At 58.4% G+C, this 26504-nt stretch carries 5 protein-coding genes; 2 read left to right on the forward strand and 3 right to left on the reverse strand.

The window, feature by feature from the left end; all coding sequences use genetic code 11:
* Positions 1-34 precede the first annotated feature (34 nt).
* Complete coding sequence (locus FHS09_RS19580) at positions 35-1333, forward strand: jacalin-like lectin (protein WP_221192144.1); 1299 nt, start codon at positions 35-37, stop codon at positions 1331-1333.
* A 367-nt stretch (positions 1334-1700) separates the two neighbouring features.
* On the opposite strand, the gene FHS09_RS19585 is transcribed toward FHS09_RS19580, so the two are convergent.
* Entirely contained in the window at positions 1701-2183 is a 483-nt protein-coding gene (locus FHS09_RS19585) for an RNA polymerase sigma factor (protein WP_183463085.1), read from the reverse strand.
* Between the two features lie 249 nt (positions 2184-2432).
* Here FHS09_RS19585 and FHS09_RS19590 point away from each other — a divergent pair, with 249 nt between their 5' ends.
* Entirely contained in the window at positions 2433-2705 is a 273-nt protein-coding gene (locus FHS09_RS19590; protein ID WP_183463087.1) for a high-potential iron-sulfur protein, read from the forward strand.
* Position 2706: 1 nt separating this feature from the next.
* Here the strand turns inward: FHS09_RS19590 and FHS09_RS19595 are convergent, their stop codons facing one another.
* Both FHS09_RS19595 and FHS09_RS19600 read right to left on the reverse strand, forming a co-directional pair.
* On the reverse strand, positions 2707-3507 hold the full coding sequence (locus FHS09_RS19595; protein WP_183463089.1) for a peptidyl-prolyl cis-trans isomerase: 801 nt from the start codon (positions 3505-3507) through the stop codon (positions 2707-2709).
* Positions 3508-3524: 17 nt separating this feature from the next.
* The gene (locus tag FHS09_RS19600) at positions 3525-26453 is read right to left on the reverse strand and encodes a PA14 domain-containing protein (protein ID WP_183463091.1); all 22929 of its coding nucleotides are present in this window, start codon (positions 26451-26453) and stop codon (positions 3525-3527) included.
* Positions 26454-26504 lie beyond the last annotated feature (51 nt).

A 26504-nucleotide genomic window follows, 5' to 3' on the forward strand; every position in this document is an offset into this window, starting at 1 on the left:
CAGGCACCACATGCTCATGCAAAGGAGAAAAACCATGAAGAAAACCTGGGGAATATTCGCCGCGCTGGCACTCAGCAGCCAGGCACTGGCGGATGGGCAGCTCAGCGTACTGACTTACAATGTGGCGGGCCTGCCGGATGCCTTCAGCTCCGGCAGCCCGGCCACCAACACCGTAAAAATCAGCCCGCTGCTCAACGATTACGATATCGTGCTGGTGCAGGAGGACTTCAGCTACCACAGTGACCTGGTGAGCCAGGTGCAACACCCTTACCAATCGCCCCACTCCGGCGATATCGCTTTCGGCGACGGCATGAACCGCCTCGCGTTTGCCGGGGTCACCGACTTCGAGCGCACAAAATGGAACGACTGCTACGGCGTCTTCGACAGTGGCAGCGACTGCCTCACCCCCAAGGGATTCTCTTTTTCCCGTATGTTCCTTAACGACGGCGCCATCGTGGACGTGTACAACCTGCACGCCGATGCCAACACCGACGACAACTCCAACAGCGCCCGCGCCAGCAACCTGCTGCAGCTGCTGGAGGCCGTCCAAACCCGTTCCCGGGGTCATGCGGTAATCGTCGCCGGCGATACCAACTCCCGCTATACGCGCACGCCGGACAAGCTGCACGAATTTATCGCCGCCGGTTTCACCGATGTGTGGGTGGAGCAGTCCCGCGGTGGCATCTATCCGCAGAGCGGCGACCCGGCACTGCTGGATTGCGCAGACAAGAACAGCGGCAATTGTGAGCGGGTGGATAAAATTCTCTACCGCAGCGGTCCGGCGGTGATCCTATCCCTCAGCGATGCCCATGTACCCTCACACTTTGTCGACGAAGCGGGCGAGGAACTCTCCGACCACGATCCGGTAGCCGCCCATTTCAATTATTCGGTCGCGGAGGGTTTCCACCTGACCGGGACTCTCGGCGGTCCACACGGGAATTTCTTCAATGACCTGGCAACCCTCAGCGACAGCGGCTACCCGGCGCCCACCGCTATAAGCCTGCGCACGGGACGCCGCGTGGACCGGCTGGAATTCAGTTATGACAACGGGCAGCAACTGGGCCATGGCGGCTCCGGCGGCAACCTGCAGACACTGACGCTGGCGCAGGGCGAATACCTGGATACCGTCACCGCCTGCCAGGAAAAACACGACGGCCATACGCGTATTTTCTATCTAGCGTTGGAAACCAACCTCGGCAATGCTATTTCGGGCGGCAACCAAGTGGGATATTGTGAGACTTTCACCGCCCCCGCGGGTATGGGCTTTGTCGGCGCTTACGGCCGCTCCGGCGATGAATTGGACAAGATCGGGTTTATCGCCCGGAATTTTTAGCCGGCGTTAAGGCTTGTAGGATGGGCAAAGAAGCGAAGCGACGTGCCCATCACAGGGCGTCCAGATCATTGATGGGCACGCTGCGTTTTGCCCATCCTACGAAACTTCCCCTGTAGGAGCCTGCTTGCAGGCGAACCACTACGAAACACTGATCTTTTCGTCTGCAAACAGGTCTACAGAGTACTCTGTAGGGTGCGCCGCGCGCACCGAATTGCCGCTCCGAAATGCAAGGCTCGTATTAGAAACTGGCCTTGATTTCAGCGGTCAAAGTGCCGCCGTAATAGCTGTAACCGGCAAACTCTCCACCGGCCACGGACTCGCGCTCCACCGCATCGGAGTAAATCATTTCACCTGCCCCCGCCCACCGTCAGACCTCCCTGTCCAACATGCGCTGCAGATCGCACAGGGCGCGGCTGATATGTTTCTTCACCGCCTCCTCACTGATCCCCAGTTCCCGGGCGATAGTCGCGCGGCTGTCGCCGTGCAGTCGTCGGCGGACAAATGCGGAGCGGCGCAGGGGCGGCATGGATTCCAGTGCACGGGTCAGCAGCGCCACGCGCTGGGCGCGGCTGACGCTCTCCTCCGGCGTGGGGCCGGGACAGGCCTGTTCACGCTCGTCATCGTAGCCGGGCGCGGGGCGATTGATAATCAGGTTGCGCGCCACCCGGATCGCGTAGGCCACCGGGTTGTGGATGCGCTGCTCGCGCGCCCGCTCCAACACCCGGGCGACGGACTCCTGGTAAAAATCCGCCGCCTCGCTGGCATCCGCAACACGGCAGCTGAGGTAGCGTTTGATGCGCGGGCTGCCCTCTACCAGTTCCCGGCAGAGCGCCTCCTGTGGGACTTTCAATTGCGTCATTTCCACTGGGTTTTTCTTATAGATCCAGGCGCCAGAGCCTAGCGCCTCAATATGACAGTTTGGCGTCGGAAGCGCGGCTGCCGGCAGGGCGGGCGCGGAGGCGAGTGGGGCGACACACATTGTGCCGCTCCTCCGCAATTTCCTCTTCATGCGCAGCCCTGCCCAGCCGCTGCAAAGCTGCCCCGTCGGGCTAATCTAATAGGCAGAGACGGGCCAACCCTTCCAGCAAGGTAAGCTGTCATGAACAAGCGGGATCAGAACATTGGGCGGCGGAAATTTCTCAAGCTGTGCGGCTGTTCACTGGCGCTGCTGCCGGTCGCACTAATTGCAACAGACCGCCTGATCGCCCAGGGCAAGGCGAAGAAGGAGGCGGTGCAGTATCAGGACATGCCGAAGAACAGGCAGAAGTGCGCCGACTGCCGCTTCTTTACCCCGCCGGATGGCTGCCAGGTGGTAGAGGGGAAAATCAGCCCGGAGGGCTGGTGCAGTCTGTTTGTGGAAAAGCAACAGTAAATTATTGCGAGCGAGTCAACAGTGCCAAGCGCTGGTATTCCTTTCTCCTTAGCTCCTCCTTCAGTTGGTACTCGATTTTTCCCGCCACCTCTTCGTAGGGCTGCTCGTGCGCCACCACTTTATCTACGCGGAACAGCTGAAGCCCCCGGGAAGCAGCCATAACGGCGCTGATATCACCTTCTTGCAGGGTGCTCAATGCCGCAGCCACCCGGGTGTTGATATTTGCGGAATCCAGTTCAACACCTTCTTCTGTGGAGACAGAAATACCGGTATTAGATTTTCCCTGATCCAGGACACTTGTCACTGCTTCACCAGCGACCAAAGCCTCTCGCACTGACTCAGCGGCAGCAATCAGTGCCTCGCTATCGTGGGACTCAGCAGCACTGGACCGTAAAAGAATGCGCGAAACAACGTAGTCGCGCTTTGAAAACTCCGCCTTGTTCTTCTCGTAGTACTCTTTTAATTTGGAATCTGACAACTGAGATGCCGCGAACTCTTCAAAATAGGCATCGACAATCTTCCGGTTCGCCACTTCCTGGAGTTCAACCTTTAAGGGCAAGCTGCCGTCGAGTTCATTTTCCAGCAGGTAGCTGGCAATCCGACTCCTCTCCATAAAGCTCTCATACGCAGATCGCCTGCGATCAAGGGCACGCTCCGGAATCCGGTTGATTTCCGCATACTGCTCCATCGACACGGTATCACTGCTGACAAATGCCCCCCGGCCATCGAAAGCGCTTTTATCTGAGCAGGCACCTATTGCCAGGGACAAAATGGCCATAGAAGCCAGTTTCTGTACATTCATTTTGTCGATTACTCCAACTACTGACTAGTCGAGGACTCACTTATTACGCTTGAAGTAGAGTCCACAAGCAAATTACTAATATCTATCAATTCGAGCCTGTCATCGCCAAAGCTCACTGAGGCTCCGCCGGTAACTGTTACTGCCTCGAAAGTGTGAACCCCCACCAATTCCTGGCCGATAACATTGCTCAAGTCATCCTGTGTACGCAGTGTAAGGGTACTGGCAGAATTGCTTTCCACCAGATAGTGGGGACTGGCAGTCTCGCTCGCGTCCAAGTCCACCTCGATTCCGTCCAGGCCCCAGTCGAGTTCGGTATCACTGGGCAGCCAGGGTTCATCGGCAATCTGAATCTTCCATTCACCCAGCGTGGGCTGGTCCACAGCGGTGATCATATGGCGACCAATGCTGCGTATCGGCGTACTGCCCTCTTTTGCTTGGCGACTGCCGCTATCAACTAACAGACGCCCATAGCTTTGCGACAGCTGTTGTATAAAAGTCGTGCCTGCCCCGGAGACCGCACCGCCGGTGCCGCCGTGCGCCAGGTATTTCCCGGTAAAGTTATCCGTCTCGGTGTAGACACTGATCCGCCCGCCGGCGCCAGCCGGATAGCTGCTGGAATAGACATTGCTACCCCCCGTTGCTTCCAGGCTGCCGGTACCAGTGAAAACCTGCGACTCGATATGAATCGCACCGCCGGCGCCGGCCGCTCGGCTGCCACTCGGATAGCCGCCGTTCCAGCCATTGGCGCGGATGGCGCCGTCCACATTGACGCTGGCCGCCAGAAGTTCAACGACACCGCCGCCGTAACCCCGATTGCTCGTGTTCCAATAACGTCCCCCGCTGCCGGCAAAGCGGGAACGCTCATAGCGGCCGTAGGTACAATCCTCGGAAGTATTGTTGCGGATGCCGCCGTGACAACCAGCGCGGGATTGAGTCTGGAAGTCGGGGCCGCTCCAGTCAGAGTCTGGGTAACCTTTACCGGAAACATCAACCACTGACGTTTCATCGATATTCACGGCACCGGCAACCTCCAGACGAACACCGTAGAGAGACTTGCTCGGTGCCTGTGCCAGCGGAGCCGATACCGTGGCGCCGTTGCGCAGGGTCAGGTCTCCATTGATCTGCACCAATTGGTTCAGGTTACTGAGTGACCAGCTCTGGTTGTCCAGCACCAGCGACCCCTCCCACAACTGCTCACGACTCAATACCACCGACTGCGAATCGATATAGGAGTCAGCCGGGTTGCGGATAACCAGACGGTCCTCGCCAAAGTCCACTGAGGCTCCGCCGGTAACGGTAACCGTCTCGAAGGTGTGAACACCCACCAACTCCTGGCCCGCCATCCCGCTCAGGTCGTCGTCCGTGAGTATTGTCAGAGTGTTTTCGGTGTTGCTTTCCACCAGGTAGTGGTGACTCACGGTCTCATCGGCACTCAGGTCTACGGCGATGCCATCCAGTCCCCAGCCACGTTGGCTGTCGCTGGGCCGCCAAGGCTCTCCTGCCACCTGGATACGCCACTGGCCCTCCGCGATCAATTCCACGGCATTGATCGTATGGCGACCCACTGTACGAACCGGAGTGCTCCCGACCGCGGCCTGACGATCGGCATTGTCGACGATCAGGTGGCCGTAATCTTCGGCAAACTGTTGCACATAGGCAGTGCCGGCTCCGGATACAGCCCCGCTGCTGCCGCCGCTCACACGGAACTTGCCGGAAAAGCTATCGGTGTCCGTGTAAACACTGATCCGGCCGCCGGCACCGGCCGGATAGCTGGTGGAGTAGACATTGCTACCCCCCGTCGCTTCCAGGCTGCCGGTACCAGTGAAAATCTGCGACTCGATATGAATCGCACCGCCGGCGCCGGCCGCTCGGCTACCACTCGGATAGCCGCCGTTCCAGCCATTGGCACGGATGGCGCCGTCCACCTTGACGCTGGCCGCCATAAGCTCAACGACACCGCCGCCGTAACCCCGATTGCTGGCGTTCCAATAACGTCCCCCGCTGCCGGCAAAACGGGCGCGCTCGTAGCGGCCGTAAGTGCAATCCTCGGAAGTGTTGCTTCTTATGCCGCCGTGACAACCGGCGCGGGACTGGGTCTCGAAGTCGGGACCGCTCCAGTCTGGATCCGGGTAGCCTTTGCCGGAAACATCGATCGCCGAACCTTCATCGATACTCACGGCACCGACCACCTCCAGGCGAACACTGTAGATCGACTTGCTGGCCTCCCGTGCTATCGGAGCAGTCACCATAGCTCCATTGAGCAAGGTCAAATCACCGTTGACACGCACCACCTGGTTCCCGTTACTGAGCGTCCAGCTCTGGTTATCCAACACCAACGGGCCATCCCAGAGTTGCTCACTACTGTGCAGTTCTGATTGCGAGTCGATATGGGAGCCGGCCGGATTGCGGACGACGAGGCGGTCCTCACCAAAGTCAACGGAAGCGCCGCCGGTAATGGTGACCGTCTCGAAAGTGTGAACACCTACCAGCTCCTGCCCCACAATTCCGCTCAGGTCGTCTTCCGTAAGCAGGGTAAGGGTATTTTCGGTATTGTGTTCCACCAGATAGTGGGTACTCACATCGCCGTTCGCATTCAGGTCGACAGCCATTCCGTCAATCCCCCAGCCGTGCTCGCTATCGGTCGGCAACCAGGGGGTATCTGCCACCTGTATATTCCATTCGCCGGGTTCGACTTCCTCCACAGCAACAATCGAGTGGCGGCCCACGTTGCGAATCGGGGTGCTGCCATCGTTGGCCCGACGGTTGGCGTTGTCGACGATCAGATGGCCGTAATCTTCGGCAAACTTTTGCACATAGGCAGTGCCGGCTCCGGATACAGCCCCGCTACTGCCGCCGCTCACACGGAACTTGCCGGCAAAGCTATCGGTGTCCGTGTAAACACTGATCCGGCCGCCCGCACCGGTCGGATAACTGGTGGAGTAGACATTGCTACCTCCCGTCGCTTCCAGGCTGCCGGTACCAGTGAAAACCTGCGACTCGATATGAATCGCCCCGCCGGCGCCGGCCGCTCGGCTACCACTCGGGTAGCCGCCGTTCCAGCCATTGGCACGGATGGCGCCATCCACATTGATGTTGACGGCACGAAGTTCGACCACACCGCCGCCGTAGCCCCGATTGCTGGCGTTCCAATAACGCCCGCCACTACCGGCGAAATGGGCCCGCTCATAGCGGCCGTAGGTACAATCCGCGGCGGAGTTATTGCGGATACCCCCGTGGCAGCCCCCGCGAGACTGGCTCTCGAAGTCCGGACCGCTCCAATCGTCGTTGGGATACCCTTTACCGGATACGTCGATTGATGAGGCGCTATCGATATCGAGCAGTCCGCCAACGGCAATATCCAGTACCTGCACCGATTTTGTGGAAGTCTGGGCATGGGGAGCGGTAAGGCTGCTGGATACCAGCGACAGATTGCCGACGGCATCGAAACTGCCCACATCCAATATCAGCGAGGTATCCACCAGGTCCACATCTCCGCTTACCTCGATGGACGGCGCCTTCAGCACAGCATCCGCCACGCCTTCCAATGACAGCGCCGCGAGGGTCAGCGGGTGGCTTGCCTCAACCCGCCCCTGGGACTTGAGAGCGACGACCAACAGTTGGTGATCCAGCCAGCCGGCGCGGATCTGGGCCCCGCCACCGATCTGCGAGTTCTCCAGATCAAGCACAACCAGCTTGTCCTCGCCGAAATCCAGCGAAGCACCGCCGGTAACGCGGATGGTTTCAAAGGTATGGACCCCCACCAACTCCTGGCCCACGGCGCCGCTCAGATCGTCCTCCGTGCGCAGTGTGAAGCTGCTGGCGTTATTGCTCTCCACCAAATAATGAGGACTGGCTATCTCGCTCGCATCCAAGTCGACAGCGATGCCATCAATACCCCAACCAAATCGACTGTCTGTCGGCTGCCAGACATCTTCAGCCACATGGATTCGCCACTGATCCGCCGAGATCTGTTCCACGGCGGTAATCGTATGACGACCTATGCTGCGAATCGGCGTGCTGCCGTCTTTGGCCATACGATTGGCGTTGTCGACGATCAGATGTCCGTAGCTCTGTAGCAGCGGCTGCACAAAAGCCGTACCCGCGCCGGACACAGAGCCGCCAGTGCCACCATTTACCTCGAGCTTCCCGGTGAAATCATCGATCTCGGTGTAGACGCTGATCCGCCCCCCGGCGCCGGCAGGATAGCTGCCCGAGTATGTGTTGCTGCCGCCAACAGCCTGCAGCACACCCACCCCGCTAAAGCTCTGGGCCTCGATATGAATGGCCCCGCCAGCACCGGCAACTTGGGTGCCATTGTGATAGCCGCCATTCCAGCCATTGGCCCGGATAGCGCCTTCCAGATTCACGCCGGCCGCATAGAGTTCAACCACGCCGCCGCCATATCCCTGGTTACTGCCGTTGTAGTAGCGCCCACCGCTGCCGGCAAAGCGCGCCCGTTCGTAGCGGCCGTAAGTGCAGTCCGCGGAGGTGTTGCTGCGGATACCGCCGTGGCAGCCTCCTCGGGACTGGGTTTCATAGTCCGGGCCACTCCAGTTGTCGTTGGGATAACCCTTACCGGACACATCAATCACTGAAGTTGCATCGACATTGACTACGCCGGTTACCTCCAGACGAATTCCGTAGATAGATTTGCTCGAAGTCTGCGCCGTCGGAGCGGACAGAGTCGCACCGTTGATCAGAGTCAAATCGCCATTGATTCGCAACAATTGGTTGCGGTTACTGAGCGACCATTCCCGGCCATCCAACACCAACGAGCCATCCCACTGCTGCTCTCCACTGTGAACCGTCGACTGAGAGTCGATATATGAAGCCGACGGATCGCGGATAATGAGGCGATCCTCTCCAAAGTCCACCGAAGCCCCACCAGTAACAGTAACCGCCTCAAAGGTATGAACGCCCACCAGTTCCTGGCCTACGACAATGCTCAGATCATCACTGGTCACTACTGTAATGGTGTTATTGGTATTGCGCTCCACCAAATAGTGCGAGCTGCTTGTATCACCGGCCTGCAGGTCAACAACAATACCGTCGATGCCCCAACCGCGTTCACTGTCGATCGGCTTCCAAGGTTCACCAGCCACCTCAATGCGCCACTCACCAGCGGCCACCTCATCCACACCGGTAATCTCGTGCCGACCGATGGAACGGATCGGCGTACTGCCGTTTTTGGCCCGGCGGTTGGCGTTATTGACGATCAAGTGGCCGTAGGTCTGTGACAACTGCTGCACATAAGCAGTGCCGGCGCCGGATACGGCTCCGCCCGTGCCGCCGTTCACATGGAATTCACCAGTAAAGCTGTCGACGTCGGTGTAGACACTGATACGTCCGCCAGCGCCGGCAGGGTAACTACTCGAGTAAGCGTTGCTGCCGCCCACAGATTCCAGCACACCCGCGCCACTGAAACTCTGTGCCTCGATATGAATGGCACCGCCGGCACCGGCAGCATAGCTGCCACTCGGATAACCACCGTTCCAGCCGTTGGCCCGGATAGCGCCCTCCAGATTCACGCCGGCCGCGTAGAGTTCAATCACACCGCCGCCGTACCCCCGGTTGCTGCCGTTGTAATAGTGCCCGCCACTGCCGGCAAAGCGCGCCCGCTCGTAGCGGCCGTAAGTGCAGTCTGCGGAGGTGTTGCTGCGGATACCACCGTGGCAGCCTCCTCGGGACTGGGTTTCGTAGTCCGGGCCACTCCAGTTGTCGTTGGGATAACCCTTGCCGGACACGTCGATTGCCGAGTCCGCATCGACGCTGACCACGCCAGCTACTTCCAGGCGGATTCCATAGGTGGACTTGCTCGAAGTCTGCGCCGTCGGAGCGGACAGAGTCGCACCGTTGATCAGAGTCAAATCGCCATTGATCCGCAAGATTTGGTCGCGGTTACTGAGTGACCAGCTCTGGCCGTCCAGGACCAGTGAACCGTCCCACAGCTGCTCCGCGCTGCGCACCGTCGACTGTGCGTCGATATAGGAAGCGGTAGGGCTGAGGACAACCAAGCGATCCTCGCCGAAATCCACCGAGGCACCACCGGTTACCGTGACCGCATTGAAGGTGTGGACACCTACCAGTTCCAAGCCCACGACGGAGCTCAGGTCGTCGCCGGTGCGCAGTGTGAGTGTGTTTTTGGTATTGCGCTCCACTAGGTAGTGCGGACTGCTTGTATCGCTCGCTTGCAGATCGACAACGATGCCGTCGACGCCCCAGCCGCGCTCTCTGTCAGTAGGCTTCCAAGGGTCGCCTTCCACTTCTATGCGCCATTCACCCGCTGCGACTTCATCCACACCCACAATCTTGTGGCGACCAATCGTGCGGATCGGCGTACTACCGTCTTTGGCCCGGCGGTTGGCATTGTTAACAATCAGGTGACCGTAAGTCTGCGATAGCTGCTGTACATAAGCGGTGCCGGCACCGGATACGGTTCCACCTACGCCGCCGTTCACACGGAATTCACCGGTAAAACTGTCAGCGTCGGTGTAAATGCTGATACGTCCACCGGCGCCAGCAGGATAGCTGCTCGAACGGCCGTTACTGCCTCCAGCGGCTTCCACCACTCCCGTTCCGCCAAAGCTCTGAGCCTCGATGTGAACAGCTCCACCAGCACCGGCGGCATAGCTCCCACTCGAATTGCCTCCGTTCCAGCCATTGGCAAGGATGGCACCGTCCAAGTTGAGAGTGGCTACATAGAGTTCTACGACACCTCCGCCATAACCCCCGTTGCCGGAGTTGTAATAGCGTCCGGCACTACCGGCAAAACTCGCCCTCTCATAGCGCCCATAGGTGCAATCCACATTGGTATTGTTACGAATACCACCGTGGCAGCCGCCCCGCGACTGGTTCTCGAAATCCGGACCACTCCAGTCTTCGGTGGGATATCCCTTGCCGGATACATCAATTTCCGAGGCGCTGTCGATATCGAGTAATCCCCCCACAGTAATATCCAGCACTCGCAACTCTTTGGCTGCGGACTGTGCAGAGGGCACAGTAAGGCTGCTCGATACCAGCGCGAGGTTATTGGCAACGGTCAGGGACTCGGTATCCAGCAAGAGGGCAGAGTTAGTCAGCGTCACATCACCGTTTACGGAAACTGACGGAGCCTTGAGTACAGCGTTCGTCACACTATCGAGTGTCAGCGCTTCCAGAACCAGGGGGTGCGACAGCTCCACTCGGCCTTGGGATTGGAGTACGCTGGCAAGGAAATAGTGATCCAGCCAGCCGGCACGGACCCGCGCGCTGCTGTCGATGTGCGAATTCTCCAAGTCTCGAACAACCAGCTTGTCTTCACCAAAGTCCACCGAGGCACCACCGGTTACCGTAATAGTCTCCAGATTGTGAACACCCACCAGTTCCTGACCGAGCACACTGCTCAGGTCATCGTCAGTTTTGACGGTAATCGTATTGGCCGTATTGCGCTCTACCAGGTAGTGAGTACTCGCATTTTCAGTCGCATCCAGGTCGACATCTATACCGTCGATACCCCAGCCTTGCTCAACATCGGTGGGTTTCCAAGGTTCGCCGGCGACTTCGATACGCCACTCACCCGCAGCCACTTGGTCCACACCGGTAATTACGTGGCGACCGACATGTCGAACCGGAGTACTGCCATCATTGGCGAAGCGGCCAGCATTATCGACGACCAGGTGACCATAGGTTGCTGACGGCTGACGAATATAGGCTGTACCCGATCCCGAAACCGTGCCGCCGGCACCGCCATGAACATGCAGGTCGCCAGAGAAAGTATCGTTCTCGACATAGAGACTGATGCGGCCACCGGCACCCGCGGGATAATTGCCCGACCGGGCATTGCTACCGCCGATGGTTTCCAGGGCGCCGGTACCAGAGAAGTTCATCGTCTCGATATGGATGGAGCCACCGGCGCCCGCTGCATAGCTACCGCTCGCATAGCCGCCGCTCCTACCATTGGCGCGGATGGTACCGTCGAGTTCAACACTACTCGCACGGAGCTCTATCAAGCCACCGCCATCTCCTGGATTATCCGAGTTGTAATGACGCCCGGCACTACCAGCAAAGCGAGCTCTCTCATAACGACCGTAGGTACAATCGGCGGTAGTGTTATTACGGATACCGCCGTGGCAGCCCGCGCGGGACTGGCTCCCAAAATCCGGGCCACTCCAATCGTTAGTTGGAAAGCCTTTACCGGAAACATCAATCGTCGATTCAGCATCCACCTCCAGAGTTCCGCTCACTTCCAGCAACAGCGGATGTATCGCCTTACTCTCGGTATTGCCACCGACGCCAATGACTTCCGAACCGCCGCTCACCAGCATGTGATCGGCAACCACATGCTTGGCCGTCAAGCGTGATCGATTCACCAACGCCAGGCTATCGGCTGTCAGTGTCTGCTCCACTTGAACATCGGCAAAGCTATCCAACAGCAAAGTACCGGAAACCTGCAAGCCTCCCTTGAAGATAAAGGTACCTTCCAACAGCATCAGGTCGCTGGCCACAACCGGCCGGATAAAGGTGAGCGGCTGTTCAGGAGTGGAGTGCAGCTCGGATTCCGACAGCTCCACAGTCTCGGACAAAACTAGTTGACCCAGAATGCCGGGATTGCGGAAATAGAAAGCCGACGCAGGTATTAGCTCCTCGCTGACCGAACCGTAACTCCATCGCAAACTGATAAAGTCCTCAGAAGCCGCCTGTGTGTACTCAACCAATATACGGTGGCGACCTGCGGTCAAAGAAACCGGTTCAGCCGTATAGTCACCACAACAACCGGCATCGACAATCAAGTTTCCGTCAATCCAAACCCTGACTGTAGTATCCGAACGACCGCTAAAGGCATAATCCGTTGTCTCCGGCACCTCCAGTTCACCCTGCCAGCGAATACTGAAGTAGTCGTGCTGCAGGCCGTCGGGCTGGCCGGAATTCCAATCGAAGTCGATCTGCTCATCCACCCGCGAGAAACGCTTGGCAGTGAAGTCCTGATTATCGTAGTAGGTACCCCAGAGACCGCCTTGCTCGTAAGCGGAGGGCGTGAACACCTGCATGCTCACTTCGTCCAGTTCACCTACCTGCAGGGAGCTGCCGAAGGCGATATCGGAACCTGCCGGGTCCAGCAGCACCAAGCGATCGTCTCCCAGATCCAGCGAGGCGCCGCCGGAGACTGTCACGGTATCAAAGGTGTGCACACCCACCAGTTCCCTGCCGACAATTGCAGACAGGTCGTCTGCGGTGTGTAGGGTGATGGTGTTGGCGGTGTTCCGCTCGATGCGGTACAGAGGGCCGGACTTGTCCGCCGCATCCAGGTCCACATCTATGCCGACAATGCCTCGCTGCAGCGACTCGTCGCTGACCTGCCAGGGTTGGCCCTCCACCTCGATCCGCCATACACCGGTATCCACCAGATCTGCACCGGTAATCAGGTGGCGGCCCACTGAGCGGATCGGCGTGCTGCCCTGAGGCGCACTGAGACCGATATTATCAACCAACAGATGGCCGTGGCTCTCGTTCGGGTTGCGCAGGTAAACTGTGCCCGCCCCAGAGGGATGGTAGCTGCCACTGGCTGCCTGGAAGCGACCACTGAAGCCACTGCGATCCGTTACATAAACGCTGATGCGGCCACCAGTACCGGCACTGGAGAGGTTGCCGTTATCTGAATAACCACTGTGGTTCCGTCCACCGTTAGCACGCAGCAAACCGGACCCTTGCAGCACCTCTGTCTCCAAGTGAATACTGCCGCCGGCACCACCGGTCTCGTGGCCCGCTCTGCCACTGGCAAGCACGGAGCCATCAATAATCATCTCACGGGCAGCCAACTCAATGACGCCACCTCCGTTAGCAGTATCGGTCCCGTTCCTATAATAACCCGCACTGCCAGCAAACTGCGCCCGCTCATAGCGGCCATAGCTGCATACGTCACCACTGCGGCGGTTGCCGCCGTGACAGGTGGAGTAACCACTGTCGAACCAGCTGGTCTGGTAGTCGGGCCAGGTGTAACCGTAGTTGTCTTTACCCGGATAACCCCGGCCGCTGACGTCAATCCGGGCCTGTTCCGATACAATTATCGTATCTGCCAGCAGCTGCAGCGACCTGATCTGACGCGCCCCAGTGTCCGGGTAGAAGCCTCGAATCTCAGCTCCCCCAAACAGTTCTATCGAACCGATACTTTCTACCTTGGAAGTATTCAGGAGTGCTCGGTCCGTCAGTCGAATGGACTCAGCATACAATTGCCCACGCACCGTCAGTTCAGTCAGCTCCGCCAATACCAAGGGGCCATTGACGATCAAGTCGCCATTAAAGACGAAAGCACCCGACTGCAAGGTGAGCCCATTACTACTTACCGACTGGTTAAAGGTAATCGGCTGCTCGTCAGAAGCGTAGAGCTCAGTTTCTTCAAGCTGGTGAACCTGGGTAAGGATAATGCGGCCGTTCACGCCCGGATTACGGAAGTAAAAAGCCGACGCAGGTATCAGCTCCTCGCTGACCGAACCGTAGCTCCATCGCAGACTGATAAAGTCCTCAGAAGCCGCCTGTGTGTACTCAACCAATATACGGTGGCGACCTGCGGTCAAAGAAATCGGTTCAGCCGTATAGTCACCACAACAACCGGCATCGACAATCAAGTTTCCGTCAATCCAAACCCTGACTGTAGTATCCGAACGACCGCTAAAGGCATAATCCGTTGTCTCCGGCACCTCCAGTTCACCCTGCCAGCGAATACTGAAGTAGTCGTGCTGCAAGCCATCGGGCTGGCCGGAATTCCAATCGAAGTCGATCTGCTCATCCACCCGCGAGAAACGCTTGGCAGTGAAGTCCTGATTATCGTAGTAGGTACCCCAGAGACCGCCTTGCTCGTAAGCGGAGGGCGTGAACACCTGCATGCTCACCTCATCCAGTTCGCCTACCACCAGGGAGCTGCCGAAAGCGATATCGGAACCTGCCGGGTCCAGCAGCACCAGGCGGTCGTCGCCCAGGTCCAGGGAGGCGCCGCCAGAGACGGTGACCGTATCGAAGGCATGCACGCCCACCAGCTCCTGACCGACAATTGCCGACAGATCGTCTGCCGTGTGCAGGGTGATGGTATTGGTGGTATTGCGTTCGATACGGTACAGCGGGCCGGACTTGTCCGCTGCATCCAGGTCCACCTCGATACCGGCAATTCCCCGCTGCAACAACTCATCCGTGGCTTCCCAGGGTTCGCCTTCCACTTCTACCCGCCATACACCGGTATCGATCACGTCGACGCCAGTAATCAGATGGCGGCCCACCATGCGTATCGGAGTACTGCCCTGGGGCGCGGTGCGGTCGATATTGTCCACCAGCAGGTGGCCGTGACTCTCATTCGGGTTGTGTAGGTAAATCGTGCCCGCGCCGGAATGCTGGTAGCTACCACTGGCGGCTTGGTAACGGCCGCTAAAGCCTCTACGATCCACAGCATAGACGCTGATACGACCGCCGGTACCCGCACCAGAGAGGTTGCCACTGTCGGAATAACTGCGGTGATTGCGGCCACCGTTGACCTGCAGCAAACCCGAACCTTTTAATACCTCGGTCTCCAGATGAACACTGCCACCGGCACCGCCTGTATGGTAGCCCTCGCTGCCGTTGGCAAGCACAGAACCATCGATCAACAGTTCCCTGGCAACCAGTTCGACCACACCACCGCCGTTGCCCGGACGATCAGTATTCCAATAATCACCGGCGCTGCCGGCAAACTGCGCACGCTCATAGCGGCCGTAGCTGCATACATCGCCACTGCGCCTATTGCCGCCATGACAGCTTGAATAGCCGCTGTCGAACCAACTGGTCTGGTAGCGGGGCCAGGAGTAGCCGCCGTCGCCGGTGCCCGGATAACCGCGGCCACTGGCATCCAGCTTCGATCCCTCTTCTATCTGGATGCGGTCCGCTGTGATCGTCAGGACTGAAACACGCTTTTCAGCAACCGAGCTGCTGGGAACAGTGATCGTAGCCCCATTTTTCACGACTACCTCACCGGCGACCTCCAGGCCTTCAATCGAGTCCAAGGTTACAGTGGCACCATCGATCACAAAGTTTCCAGCAACGGCGAGCTTGCGCAGGGAAACCCGAACCGGCTCAGAGCCGCTGATGACCACATCGCCATTGACTTGCAGCCTATAGTCCAGACCGTTGACGATAGAGTTGTTCAGCGTCAAAGCGTGGACCTGGCGATCCGAGTTCAGGTCGACAGTCTGGCTCGCCCAGTTTTGCAACTGCGGCCCGGATACATGGACTGTCACCTGCGCCTCCAGACCGGCAAACTCCGCGGTCAGATTCGTCGAGCCCTCTTCCAGCAAATAGAGTCCGTCTACTTGGTGCTGAGCCACTGCCGAGTCGGAACCGAACGCTACCGCAAACAGGTCTTGACTATTGATACCCAACGGGTAGGAGTGCCCATCGACCTCAACGACAACACCCAGGTCAAACTCAACAATATTGGAGTCGACCTCCAGATCGACAATGCGATCTGCCGGCTCGTAAACCAGGCTGGTGACATAGGGAGTGATATCCGCATCGCCCGGAACCAGAGGTGAAGAACCAATAGCTACTTCGAGGCCATCCGGCACGCCGTCCTTATCTGTGTCCGGATCATGGATATCGGTCTGATGGAGATCAGTCTCATCTGCATCACTCAGGCCATCACCGTCACTGTCGCGGGCGGCAACCTGGTCCCCCAGTTCCAAATAATTGTCACCGCCCCAATCTACGGACGCCCCGTTGGCAATGGTAATCGACTTGAACAGGTGCACGCCGACCAGGTTGTTGCCAACGGCGCCGTTCAGATCGTCGAAGGTTTCCACCATCAGGGAAGACACGTGGTTGCTGACCACCGGATACAAAGCTGCATCCGGATTCTGGCTATCCAGACTAACCAGCAGACCATCGAGCCCCTTATCCAGCGAGTCACCGGAAGGCTGCCAGACATCCTCTGCCACCGACACCCGCCAGCGGTTAGCCGACAGCTGTTCAACCGCGGTAATCTGGTGTTCGCCGACCGAACGAATCGGCGTGGAGTTTTCCTGCGCTGCCTGGCCACCGTTGTCGACGATCAGGCTACCCACAGAATCGGCGAGGTCGTGGAGGTAGACAGTACCCGCACCGGCGATATCACCCGGACCGGATGTCGAGGATATAGAACCTAGGTAACCCTCTTTGCTTCCCGTATAGATGGAAATGCGACCACCGGCACCCGCGGAGTAGCTGGAGCTTGAGCTGCTATGGTAGCGCTGGCCGCCGCCGTTTGTTGAAATTAGTCCTGAACTGGCACCGGCAAGACTGGCAGCTTCGATATACACCGAGCCACCCGCGCCGCCGCGGACATAACCGCCCTGGCCATCGGCGACAATGCTGCCATCGACCACCAGCTCGGCCACGGAAATATCCACCGCGCCGCCGCCGTGTCCGGGGTAAGCCGAGCCGGAGGCATCCCCACCGGATCCCGCATAATAGGCATTCTCATAGCGACCAAATGCCGACTTGCCATGACGCCGGTGGCCGCCATGACCAGAGGTCCTGCCACTATTTGAAGCAAAATCCGGGCCGTAGTAATAGTTGTTCGGATAACCTTTGCCGGCAACGTCGATAGAGGCGGTTTCGGCAATTGTCATTCGCCCATCGGCGACCACTTGGAGGCGATAGATATGCTTGGCAGTGATGTTGGCAGATGGAACCGTCACCTCGGCTCCGGCGCCGAGCATAAAGTCCCCCAACAAGGAAACCGATTCGCTGATTAACTGACCGTCGTTAATCAAGAGCTGACCGGCGTCAATCGTCAGGGCCTGTACAGTGGCATCGCCGCTGATTGACAGTTCACCCGCCACTTCCAGGCCATTGTCAAAGTGGACCTTGCCCGAAGAGATCGACAGCCGGTCTATCGTTACCTTTTCACTAAAGCGCAGGGTGCTCTCGCCCAGGTTATCCAGTACCAGATTCGACAGCTGAGGCGTGTTGCGCAGGGTAACCGTGGCGCCGCCCTCGCCTGCCAACTGGATCAGATCCTGGCTTAGTTCCCCCGCCAGCAGCGAGCTGTTGGCGGCAAACTGGGAGTTGGCGGTATCCAGCACCACCAGGCGGTCCTCGCCGATATCCAGTGAGCTGCCACCGAGCAGTTGAACGGTAGCAAAGGTCTGTACACCCACCAGTTCCTTACCAACCACCGAGTAGAGGTCGTCGCTGGTGTGGATCTCCAGCGCGTTTTTGTTGTTGCTCACTATCTGGTAGTGAGTGCTCGCTGTTTCGCTCGCGTCCAGGTCTACCCACAGGCCGTCGACACCGTAGCCATAGAGGTTGTCGGAGTCTTTCCACGGGCTGCCAGCAACTTCCACTTTCCACACGCCGGCTGTGGGCTGGTAAGCTCCGACGATTTGGTGGCGCCCCACACTGCGCAACGGAGTGCTGCCGGACTGGGCGATCCGATCTGCGTTATCGATGGTCAGGTGGCCAAATTGCTGCAACGGATCCTGGATATAGATGGTACCTGCACCCGAGATATCTCCGCTTCCAGAGACAGCACTCATTGTGCCCAAGTAACTGCTGTGATCACTGGTATAAATACTGATACGGCCACCGGCACCGGCTGCATAACGATCGTTTCCACTGGAGACGGACCGCTGGCCGCCCCCGTCGGCGGCAACCAATGCAGTACCCTGCCCAACGATCGTATCTACTTCGATATGGATTGAACCACCGGCACCACCCCGGTGATTGCCTTTCTCACCATCGGCCAGTATCTGACCATCGAGTTCCAGCCCGGCAGCAAATAGCTCTATTACGCCACCACCATAACCCCGCGATGATCCGTCATACAAATAGCCTGCTGAGCCGGCAATACGCGCACGCTCGAAACGGCCGTAGGCTGTATTTCGATGACGACGACTGCCGCCATGTCCTGACGCCTGCTCTCCCCACTGTTTGAATTCGGGGCCATAGTAGTCGTTGGAAGGGTAACCCTTCCCGCTCACGTCGACCTTGGCCAGCTCACCGATGGAGACATTACCGCCCACCGAGAGCGTCAGCGGATAAATAGCTTTTAGGGAAGCGTCGGCATAAGGCGCAGTCAGGACGGACTGATCCTGCAGAGAGAGATCTCCCGGTAAATCCACCACGGAGGTTTCGAGATTCGCATCACCAACTAGATTCAGATTCTGGGCGTTAATCACCAGAGATCTGACATAGGCGCTGCCGCCGATAGTCAGCTCACCGGCCACTTCCAGACCATTGTCGAAGTAAACCTTGCCCGAAGAGATCGACAGCTGATCGACAGTAACTTTGTCACTGAAGCGCAGGGTGCTCTCGCCCAGGTTGTCCAACACCAGGTTCGACAGTTGTGGCGTGTTGCGCAGCGTTACCGTCGCTCCGCCCTGACCTGCCAACTGAATCAAGTCTTGGCTCAACTCCCCCGCCAGCAGTGTGCTGTTGGCGGTGAACCGGGAGCTGGCGGTATCCAGCACAACCAGGCGGTCTTCGCCGATATCCAGCGAGCTGCCACCAAGCAATTGAACCGTGGCGAAGGTCTGCACGCCCACCAGTTCCTTGCCAACTGCCGAGTAGAGATCGTCGCTGGTGTGGATCTCCAGGACATTTTCCCGGTTGCTGATAATGCGGTAGTGGGAACTGGCCGTTTCGCTCGCATCCAGATCCACCCACAGGCCGTCGACGCCATAGCCGTAGGGGTTGCCGGAGTCCTTCCAAGGGCTGCCGGCGACCTCCACCTTCCACACGCCGGCTGTGGGCTGGTAAGCCCCGACGATTTGGTGGCGGCCTACATTGCGCAGCGGAGTGCTTCCGGACTGGGCAATGCGGTCGGCATTGTCGACCATGAGATGGCCGAATTGTTGCGGCGGGTTCTGGATATAGATGGTACCCGCACCCGAGATGTCTCCGCTTCCGGAGACAGCACTCATTGTGCCCAAGTAACCGCTGTGATCACCGGTATAGATACTGATACGGCCACCGGCACCGGCTGCATAACGATCGTTTCCACTGGAGGTGGACCGCTGGCCGCCCCCGTCGGCGGCAACCAATGCAGTACCCTGCCCAACGATCGTATCCACTTCGATATGGATTGAACCACCGGCACCACCCCGGTGATTGCCTTTCTCACCATCGGCCAGTATCTGACCATTGAGTTCCAGGCCGGCAGCAAACAGCTCTATTACGCCACCACCATAGCCCCGGGATGATCCGTCATACCAATAGCCCGCGGAACCGGCAAAACGCGCGCGTTCATAACGACCGAAGGCATTATTGCGATGACGGCGACTGCCACCATGGCCCGATGATTGCTCTGACCACTGGCCGAATGCGGGGCCGTAATAGTCGTTGGGCGGATATCCCTTGCCCGTTACATCGATCTTGGCCAGCTCGTCAATGGAGACATTGCCACCCACTGACAGAGTCAGCGAATAAATAATTTTTTGTGAAGCGTCGGCATAAGGTGCAGTCAAGACAGACTGATCCTGCAGAGAAAGATGCTCCGGTAAATCCACCACAGAGGCTTCGAAAGTCGCGTCGCCGGACAGAGTCAGGCCCTGAGCATTTACTGCCAGAGACCTGACATAAGCGCTGCCACCGACAGACAGGCCACCAGCCACTTCCAGGCCACTGTCGAAGTAGACCTTGCCAGAAGAAATCGTCAGCTGGTCAACGGTGACTTTGTCGCTGAAGCGCAGGGTGCTCTCGCCCAGGTTGTCCAGCACCACGTTCGACAGCTGTGGCGTGTTGCGCAGGGTCACCGACGCGCCACCCTGGCCCGCCAGTTGGATCAAGTCCTGGCTCAGTTCTCCAGCCAACAACGAGCTGTTGGCGACAAACTGGGAGTTGGCGGTATCCAGTACCACCAAACGGTCTTCGCCGATATCCAGTGAACTGCCACCCAGCAGTTGCACCGTGGCGAAGGTCTGCACGCCCACCAGTTTCTTGCCGACTATCGAGTGGAGATCGTCGCTGGTATGAATCTCCAGTACATTTTCCCGGTTGCTGACAATCCGGTAATGGGAACTGGCTGTTTCGCTCGCATCCAGGTCCACCCACAGGCCGTCGACACCGTAGCCGTAGGGGTTGTCGGAGTCCTTCCAGGGACTGCCGGCTACTTCCACCTTCCACACGCCGGTTGTCGGCTGGTAGGCACCGACAATCTGGTGGCGGCCCACATTGCGCAGCGGAGTGCTGCTGGACTCCGCTACCCGATCTGCATTGTCAACGGTAAGGTGGCCGAATTGTTGTAATGGATCCTGGACGTAGATGGTGCCCGCGCCGGCAATATCTCCACCTGCTGAGGCGGCACTTAAACTGCCCAGATAACTACTCTTATCGGCAGTGTAGATACTGATACGACCACCAGCACCGGAGGAATATCCACTACAGGTATCACAGTGGTGATACTGACCTCCACCATCTGCCGAAATTAATGCAGCGCTCTGGCCGCTAAGGCTGTCTACTTCAATATGTACCGAGCCGCCAGCACCGCCCCGGTGCTCGCCCGCCATCCCCTGCACCACGATTTTGCCATTGAGTTCCAAATGGGTTCCAAACAGCTCTACAATGCCGCCGCCATGTCCAGGCATGGAGGCATTCTCCCAATCGCCGGCCGAGCCGGCAAATCGAGCATGCTCGTAGCGGCCATAGGCATAGCTGATATGACGGCGACTACCACCGTGCGCTGACGAGCGATCCGACCATTTGCCGAATCCGGGACCATAGTAGTCTTCAGCGGGATAGCCTTTACCTGTTACATCAATCCTGGCCAACTCATCCACCACCACTTGGCCGGCAACTAGTAGGCTTAACGGGTAAATTATCTCTTGCGAAGCATTCGCATTAGGAACGGTGATTTCTGAAGTTCCTTGCAAATGCATACTTCCAGCGACATTAAAGCCGGAATCCAGAGCCACAGAGAGCCAAGCATTATTGAGTTGGACATCCCCTACCACCGTCAGCTTCGGGGCATCAATTAGCGAGGCAACTGCCGGCTTTTCCGTATAGTCGAGCAGCAACTCCTGCAACACAATTGGCGAACTGGAGAAAATACGCCCGCCGTCGCGGATAGACTGCTGTACAACCGCCTCGCTGATCAGTGAGCCAACTACCTGTCCGTTACCGCTAACTGTCGATTGTTCGATATCCAGAACTGTCAGCCGGTCGTCGCCTACATCCAAAGATGCACCGCCAGTCACTTTCAGGCTGTCAAAGATATGCTCACCGACTAGCTCTTTACCCACCACCGGTAACAGATTGTCGGAAGTATGGATTTCCAGTACGTTTTCGCGATTGCTAACAACTCGATAGCGCGGGCTCTCTGTTTCGCTCGCGTCCAGGTCCACCCACAGGCCATCGACTCCGTAGCCATAGGGATTATCGGAATCCTTCCAGGGGCTCCCGGCAACCTCCACCTTCCATACCCCGGCAGTGGGTTGGTAGACATCGATTATCTGGTGGCGCCCTACATGACGCAGCGGGGTACTGCCTAATTGGCCTATGTGATCGGCGTTGTCGACGGAGAGGTGGCCAAACTGTCCTAACGGGTCCTGAATATAGATGGTACCCGCACCAGCGAAGTCTCCACTGCCGGAAGCGGCAGCCATGGTTCCCAGGTATCCACTATGATCGGCCGTGTAGATACTGATACGGCCACCGGCGCCAGAGGAGTAATTACTGCAAGTGTTACAGTGGTGATACTGACCACCACCATTAGCAGAAATTAGTGCAGTGCCTTCGCCGGTGAAGCTACCTACCTCAATATGGACTGAGCCACCACCGCCACCACGGTGCTCGCCCGGCGTCCCCTCAGCCAGAATGTCGCCATTGAGTTCTAGGCTGGAGGCAAGCAACTCTACAACGCCACCGCCATGTCCAGGCATTGACGAGTTCTCCCAGTCCCCAGCCGATCCGGCAAAGCGGGCTCGTTCATAGCGGCCATAGGTATAGCCGAGGTGCCGGCGACTGCCGCCATGCGCTGACGATCGATCCTCCCACTGCTTGAACTCTGGGCCATAGTAGTCACCTGATGGATAACCTTTGCCCGTTACATCGATTTTCGCCCCTTCGGCAACACTGACATGCCCTGCCACATCCATCGCCAAGGTATAAATTTTCTTACTGGAAGCGTTGGCATAGGGAACCGTCAGCACTGCGTCGCTGATGGAAAGATTGCCTCCTACATGCATGGTTTCGTCCAGGGCGAGTATTACCGTCAACTTGTTATCGGCATCCAGACCGCTGATCTGCACATCGCCGGTAACCGTTAACGAAGGCGTATCAATGGTGGCCTGCCCCGTACCGGTCAGGTTCATCTCAAACAGCTCGACCGGCTGCTCCGTTACGATACCGCCACCCTGGGTCAGGGCCAGTTCGATCACATTCTGTGGCAGGATATTGGCGGAAACCGTTGCGCTGCTGATAGTCGACTGCGCCACCTGCACAAGCTGCAGACGGTCCTCCCCTATATCCAGCCAGGCACCGTTGCGCACTGTCAGGCGGTCGAGGATATGAACGCCCACCAGCTCGCTGCCGACATAAGCGCTAAGATCGTCCGCAGTAGTGATTATCAGCGTATTGCTGCCGTTTTCCTCGATCTGGTAGCGCGGCGCCGCTTCGCGGTCGGCGTCCAGCACTACCCAGTAGCCGTCCACACCCCAGGCATATTCAGCACTGCTGGGTTTCCAGGGACTGCCGGCGACGGTAATTTCCCAGCGGTCTTCCGCCAGTTGGGTCACTGATTCGATGCGGTGACGGCCCACATTGGGTAGCGGCGTTGTCCTTCCGGCAGCTGTTACGCCAAAGTTATCGACAACCAATTCACCGTAGGTGTCGCCAGGTCTGCGGATATAAACGGTACCCGCGCCCGCGCTGGAACCGCTGTCGGCGCGCAGCTTGCCACTGAAGCCGCTGTCATCGCTTACATAGAGGCTGATACGGCCACCACCGGCGTGATCGCGCCGGCCCTTGCCGCCGCGCGCTTCGATGGAGCCGGAACCGGTGAGTAGTTCGGTTTCAATATGCACGCCGCCACCGGCGCCACCGGCATCGTAATCGCCCGGCAGGCCATTGGCGCGGATGGCGCCGCTGCCGGATAGCTCCACGGACTGGGCTTTGACACTGACCACACCGCCGCCGGCAGACGTATTGGTGCTGTTTTGCTTATCCCCGGAACCGCCGGCGAAGCCGGCCTTCTGGTAGCGGCCGTAAATACAATTGCGGTTTCTGTCTTTGATACGCAGACCGCCGTGACAGGCCCAGTTATCGCCATTGGCATCCGGGCCGCCCGTGTACTGGTTCAGGTATCCCTTGCCGTTGAGATCGACACTGGCCCCATCGGCTACTTTTAATGCTCCGGCGATATCCAGAGCCAACGGGTAGAAATTGTCTCCACTGGCGTTGGGAACCGTAAGCTGGGCGCCTTCCTGTAAAATCACGTCACCGGTTACGCTCACCCCTTGGGCACTACGCACCACCAGGGTGGTATTGGCATCCACAATCAGGTTGCCGCCCACCACCAGTTGGTCCACAAAAATACTGGAACTATCGCCACCTGTTACCAGCAGGTCGCCGGCAGCTTCCAGTTTGTGGGATGACACAAAAACCGCACTATCCATGGCGATACTAGCCGCCAGCAGGTCGTCATCAAAATAATCCAGGGTGACATCGGTCCACTCCTCGGCGATGGCGTCGAGGGGATTGACCGTGTAGGTGATACCGCCGGTGCTGCCTAGGTTGCCCGCCAGATCCAGAGCCTCCACGCGGAAGCTCAGCTGTTCTATGGCATCCGGCACCTTGTAGACGAAGGTATAGGGCGGGGTGATATCCGTATGCACCAGCTCGTCGTTGGCAAAGAAATTCACCACCGCCACGCGCACGTCGTCTTCCACCTGGACGCTGACTCGATAGGGGCGGCTCTGGAACAGCTCCTTGCCGAAGTCCGGCTGCTCCCAGGTAATAGTGGGCGCTATGCCGGCGATATCCTGCAGCTCGCGATACTGATTGATATAGAGGCGGTTGCGGGCTGTGCAGTAGGTGTAGCTCAGGTCGGCGTCGATACCATTACAGTCGTAGTCACCGAACCGGCTCATATCGATCAGGGCCTGGTAGAGCGGATTGTTCGGGTCCTTGATATTGACGATGGGCACAGCACTGGGGAACACCGTATCCGCATAGAAGGCGTGATCGCCGCGCACCACCACATCCGTAGGGACAAAGTCCCGCGGTGTCTCATTCACGACCGGCAAGGTCGGGTTGGTCAAATCCACGCTTGGATAATAGGTACCGGAGCCGGCCGCCACAAACGCGTGCTGGCCCTTGATCGCCACCTGCTGGGCGCCGCTGACGCTAGCGCGGCCCAGCTCGGTCGGACTGCTGGCGACAGTAACACCCACCGCGATCACCACATCGCCGGAAATCACCACCGCCAGTTCGCCTTCCACGGCTACCGATTTCAGCACCGAGCCCAATTGCAAACGGCCCAGCTCCGCGGCCGCCTGCGGCGAGCTGATATCGAGGATCACCAGGCCGCTGGCTTCGGTCGCCAGGTAAGCCTTGTTGTTTTCCAGCGCGATATCATTGACCTGGCCGGCATCCGTATAGGTCGCCAGGACAAACGGCTCAGTGGGATTGTTGATATTGACCATCGCCAGCCCGGACTGGGTGGCCAGGTAGGCAACTCCGCCGGAAACCTTTACATCTTTCGCCGCTCCCAGGGAAAGTTCACCGGCGACAAAGGGCGCCTTGGGATCGGACAGGTCGACAATGCTGAGCCCCTTCTCCGTCGCCACATAGGCGGTAGAGCCCTCCACCACCACATTGTTGGCCTGGCTGGTCAGCTCGATATAGCCCAACGGCTGGGGAGTAAAGGTGACCACCGTAACCTGGACTTCCGCGCTGAAGTCGCCATTGGTCACGGTAACTGTGGCAATGCCATCCTGGCCGGCATAGACACGCCCGGATTCGATACCGAAGTTGGCAATGGTCAGGTCGCTGGAGCTGTAATTGGTGCCGCGGGAGACTGAGGTGATGTCGGCTGCGGTGCCGTCTACCAGCGTCGCAGTAACTTTCAGTTGCAGGGAGGATTCGGAATCGATGGTGTTGTAGAAAAGTACCGCACTGCCCGGCTCCACCTCAATATTGGTAATCAGGGCACCGTAGTTGGCATCCTCGCCGTCGGTGGGATCCGAGCCTACGGTCAGCTCCACGCCGTCGTTAAGGCCGTCGCCGTCGGTATCGAATAGCAGCGGATTGGTAACAAAGCCATCTTCGCCTGCGGCGACTTCCTCTCCATCGGAAATGCTGTCACCGTCGCTGTCCGCGAGTTGGATCTTGGTGCCCAACTGGTATTCTTCCAGTGCGCTCAGACCGTCGCCGTCCTGGTCCTCAAATGCATCGATCGGGTCATTGGGGTCCAAGCCGCTGTTGGTTTCAACCAGATCGGGAATACCATCCCCATCCTTGTCCCCGAAATCCACTACTTTGATATTGATAATGCCGATGGCACCGTCCAGGCGTACAGTCAGCAGCGCTTGGCCTGTCGCCACTGCGGTAACCACGCCCTCGTTGTCGACAGTTGCCACATTGGGGCTGGAAATGGAATAGTTAATCCCCGGAGTCGTCGGGTCCAACGACTTTTCCACACTATTTGCGTAGCGGGCAATTATCGTGACCTGCCGTGAGGCCCCCTCGCCGTAGAGATCCAGGGTACGGCCAAAGTTGACCTGAAGGTCGACAGGCGGAGCCTGCTCGGATGCCTGGTAGAAATCGCCTACGGTCACAGTTTCATTGTCGACCACGGAAAAATAGTCGGTTTGTGCGGTAACGGTTTTGCCATCCCGCTGACAGGTGGCCCGGGCGCGCACCTCTCCCATAAACGACGGCACATTGGGCATCACGAACTGCCCGTGCTCATCGGCCTGTATGGTGCGGTTCAGGATGCTGACGATACACGAGTCGTCCACTTCAAACGGCACCCGGGCCTGCTCCTCAGCCCCAATTACAGTTTGCGTACCAACTGCAAACAA

It is taken from the genome of Microbulbifer rhizosphaerae (assembly GCF_014191725.1).
Taxonomy (GTDB): domain Bacteria; phylum Pseudomonadota; class Gammaproteobacteria; order Pseudomonadales; family Cellvibrionaceae; genus Microbulbifer; species Microbulbifer rhizosphaerae.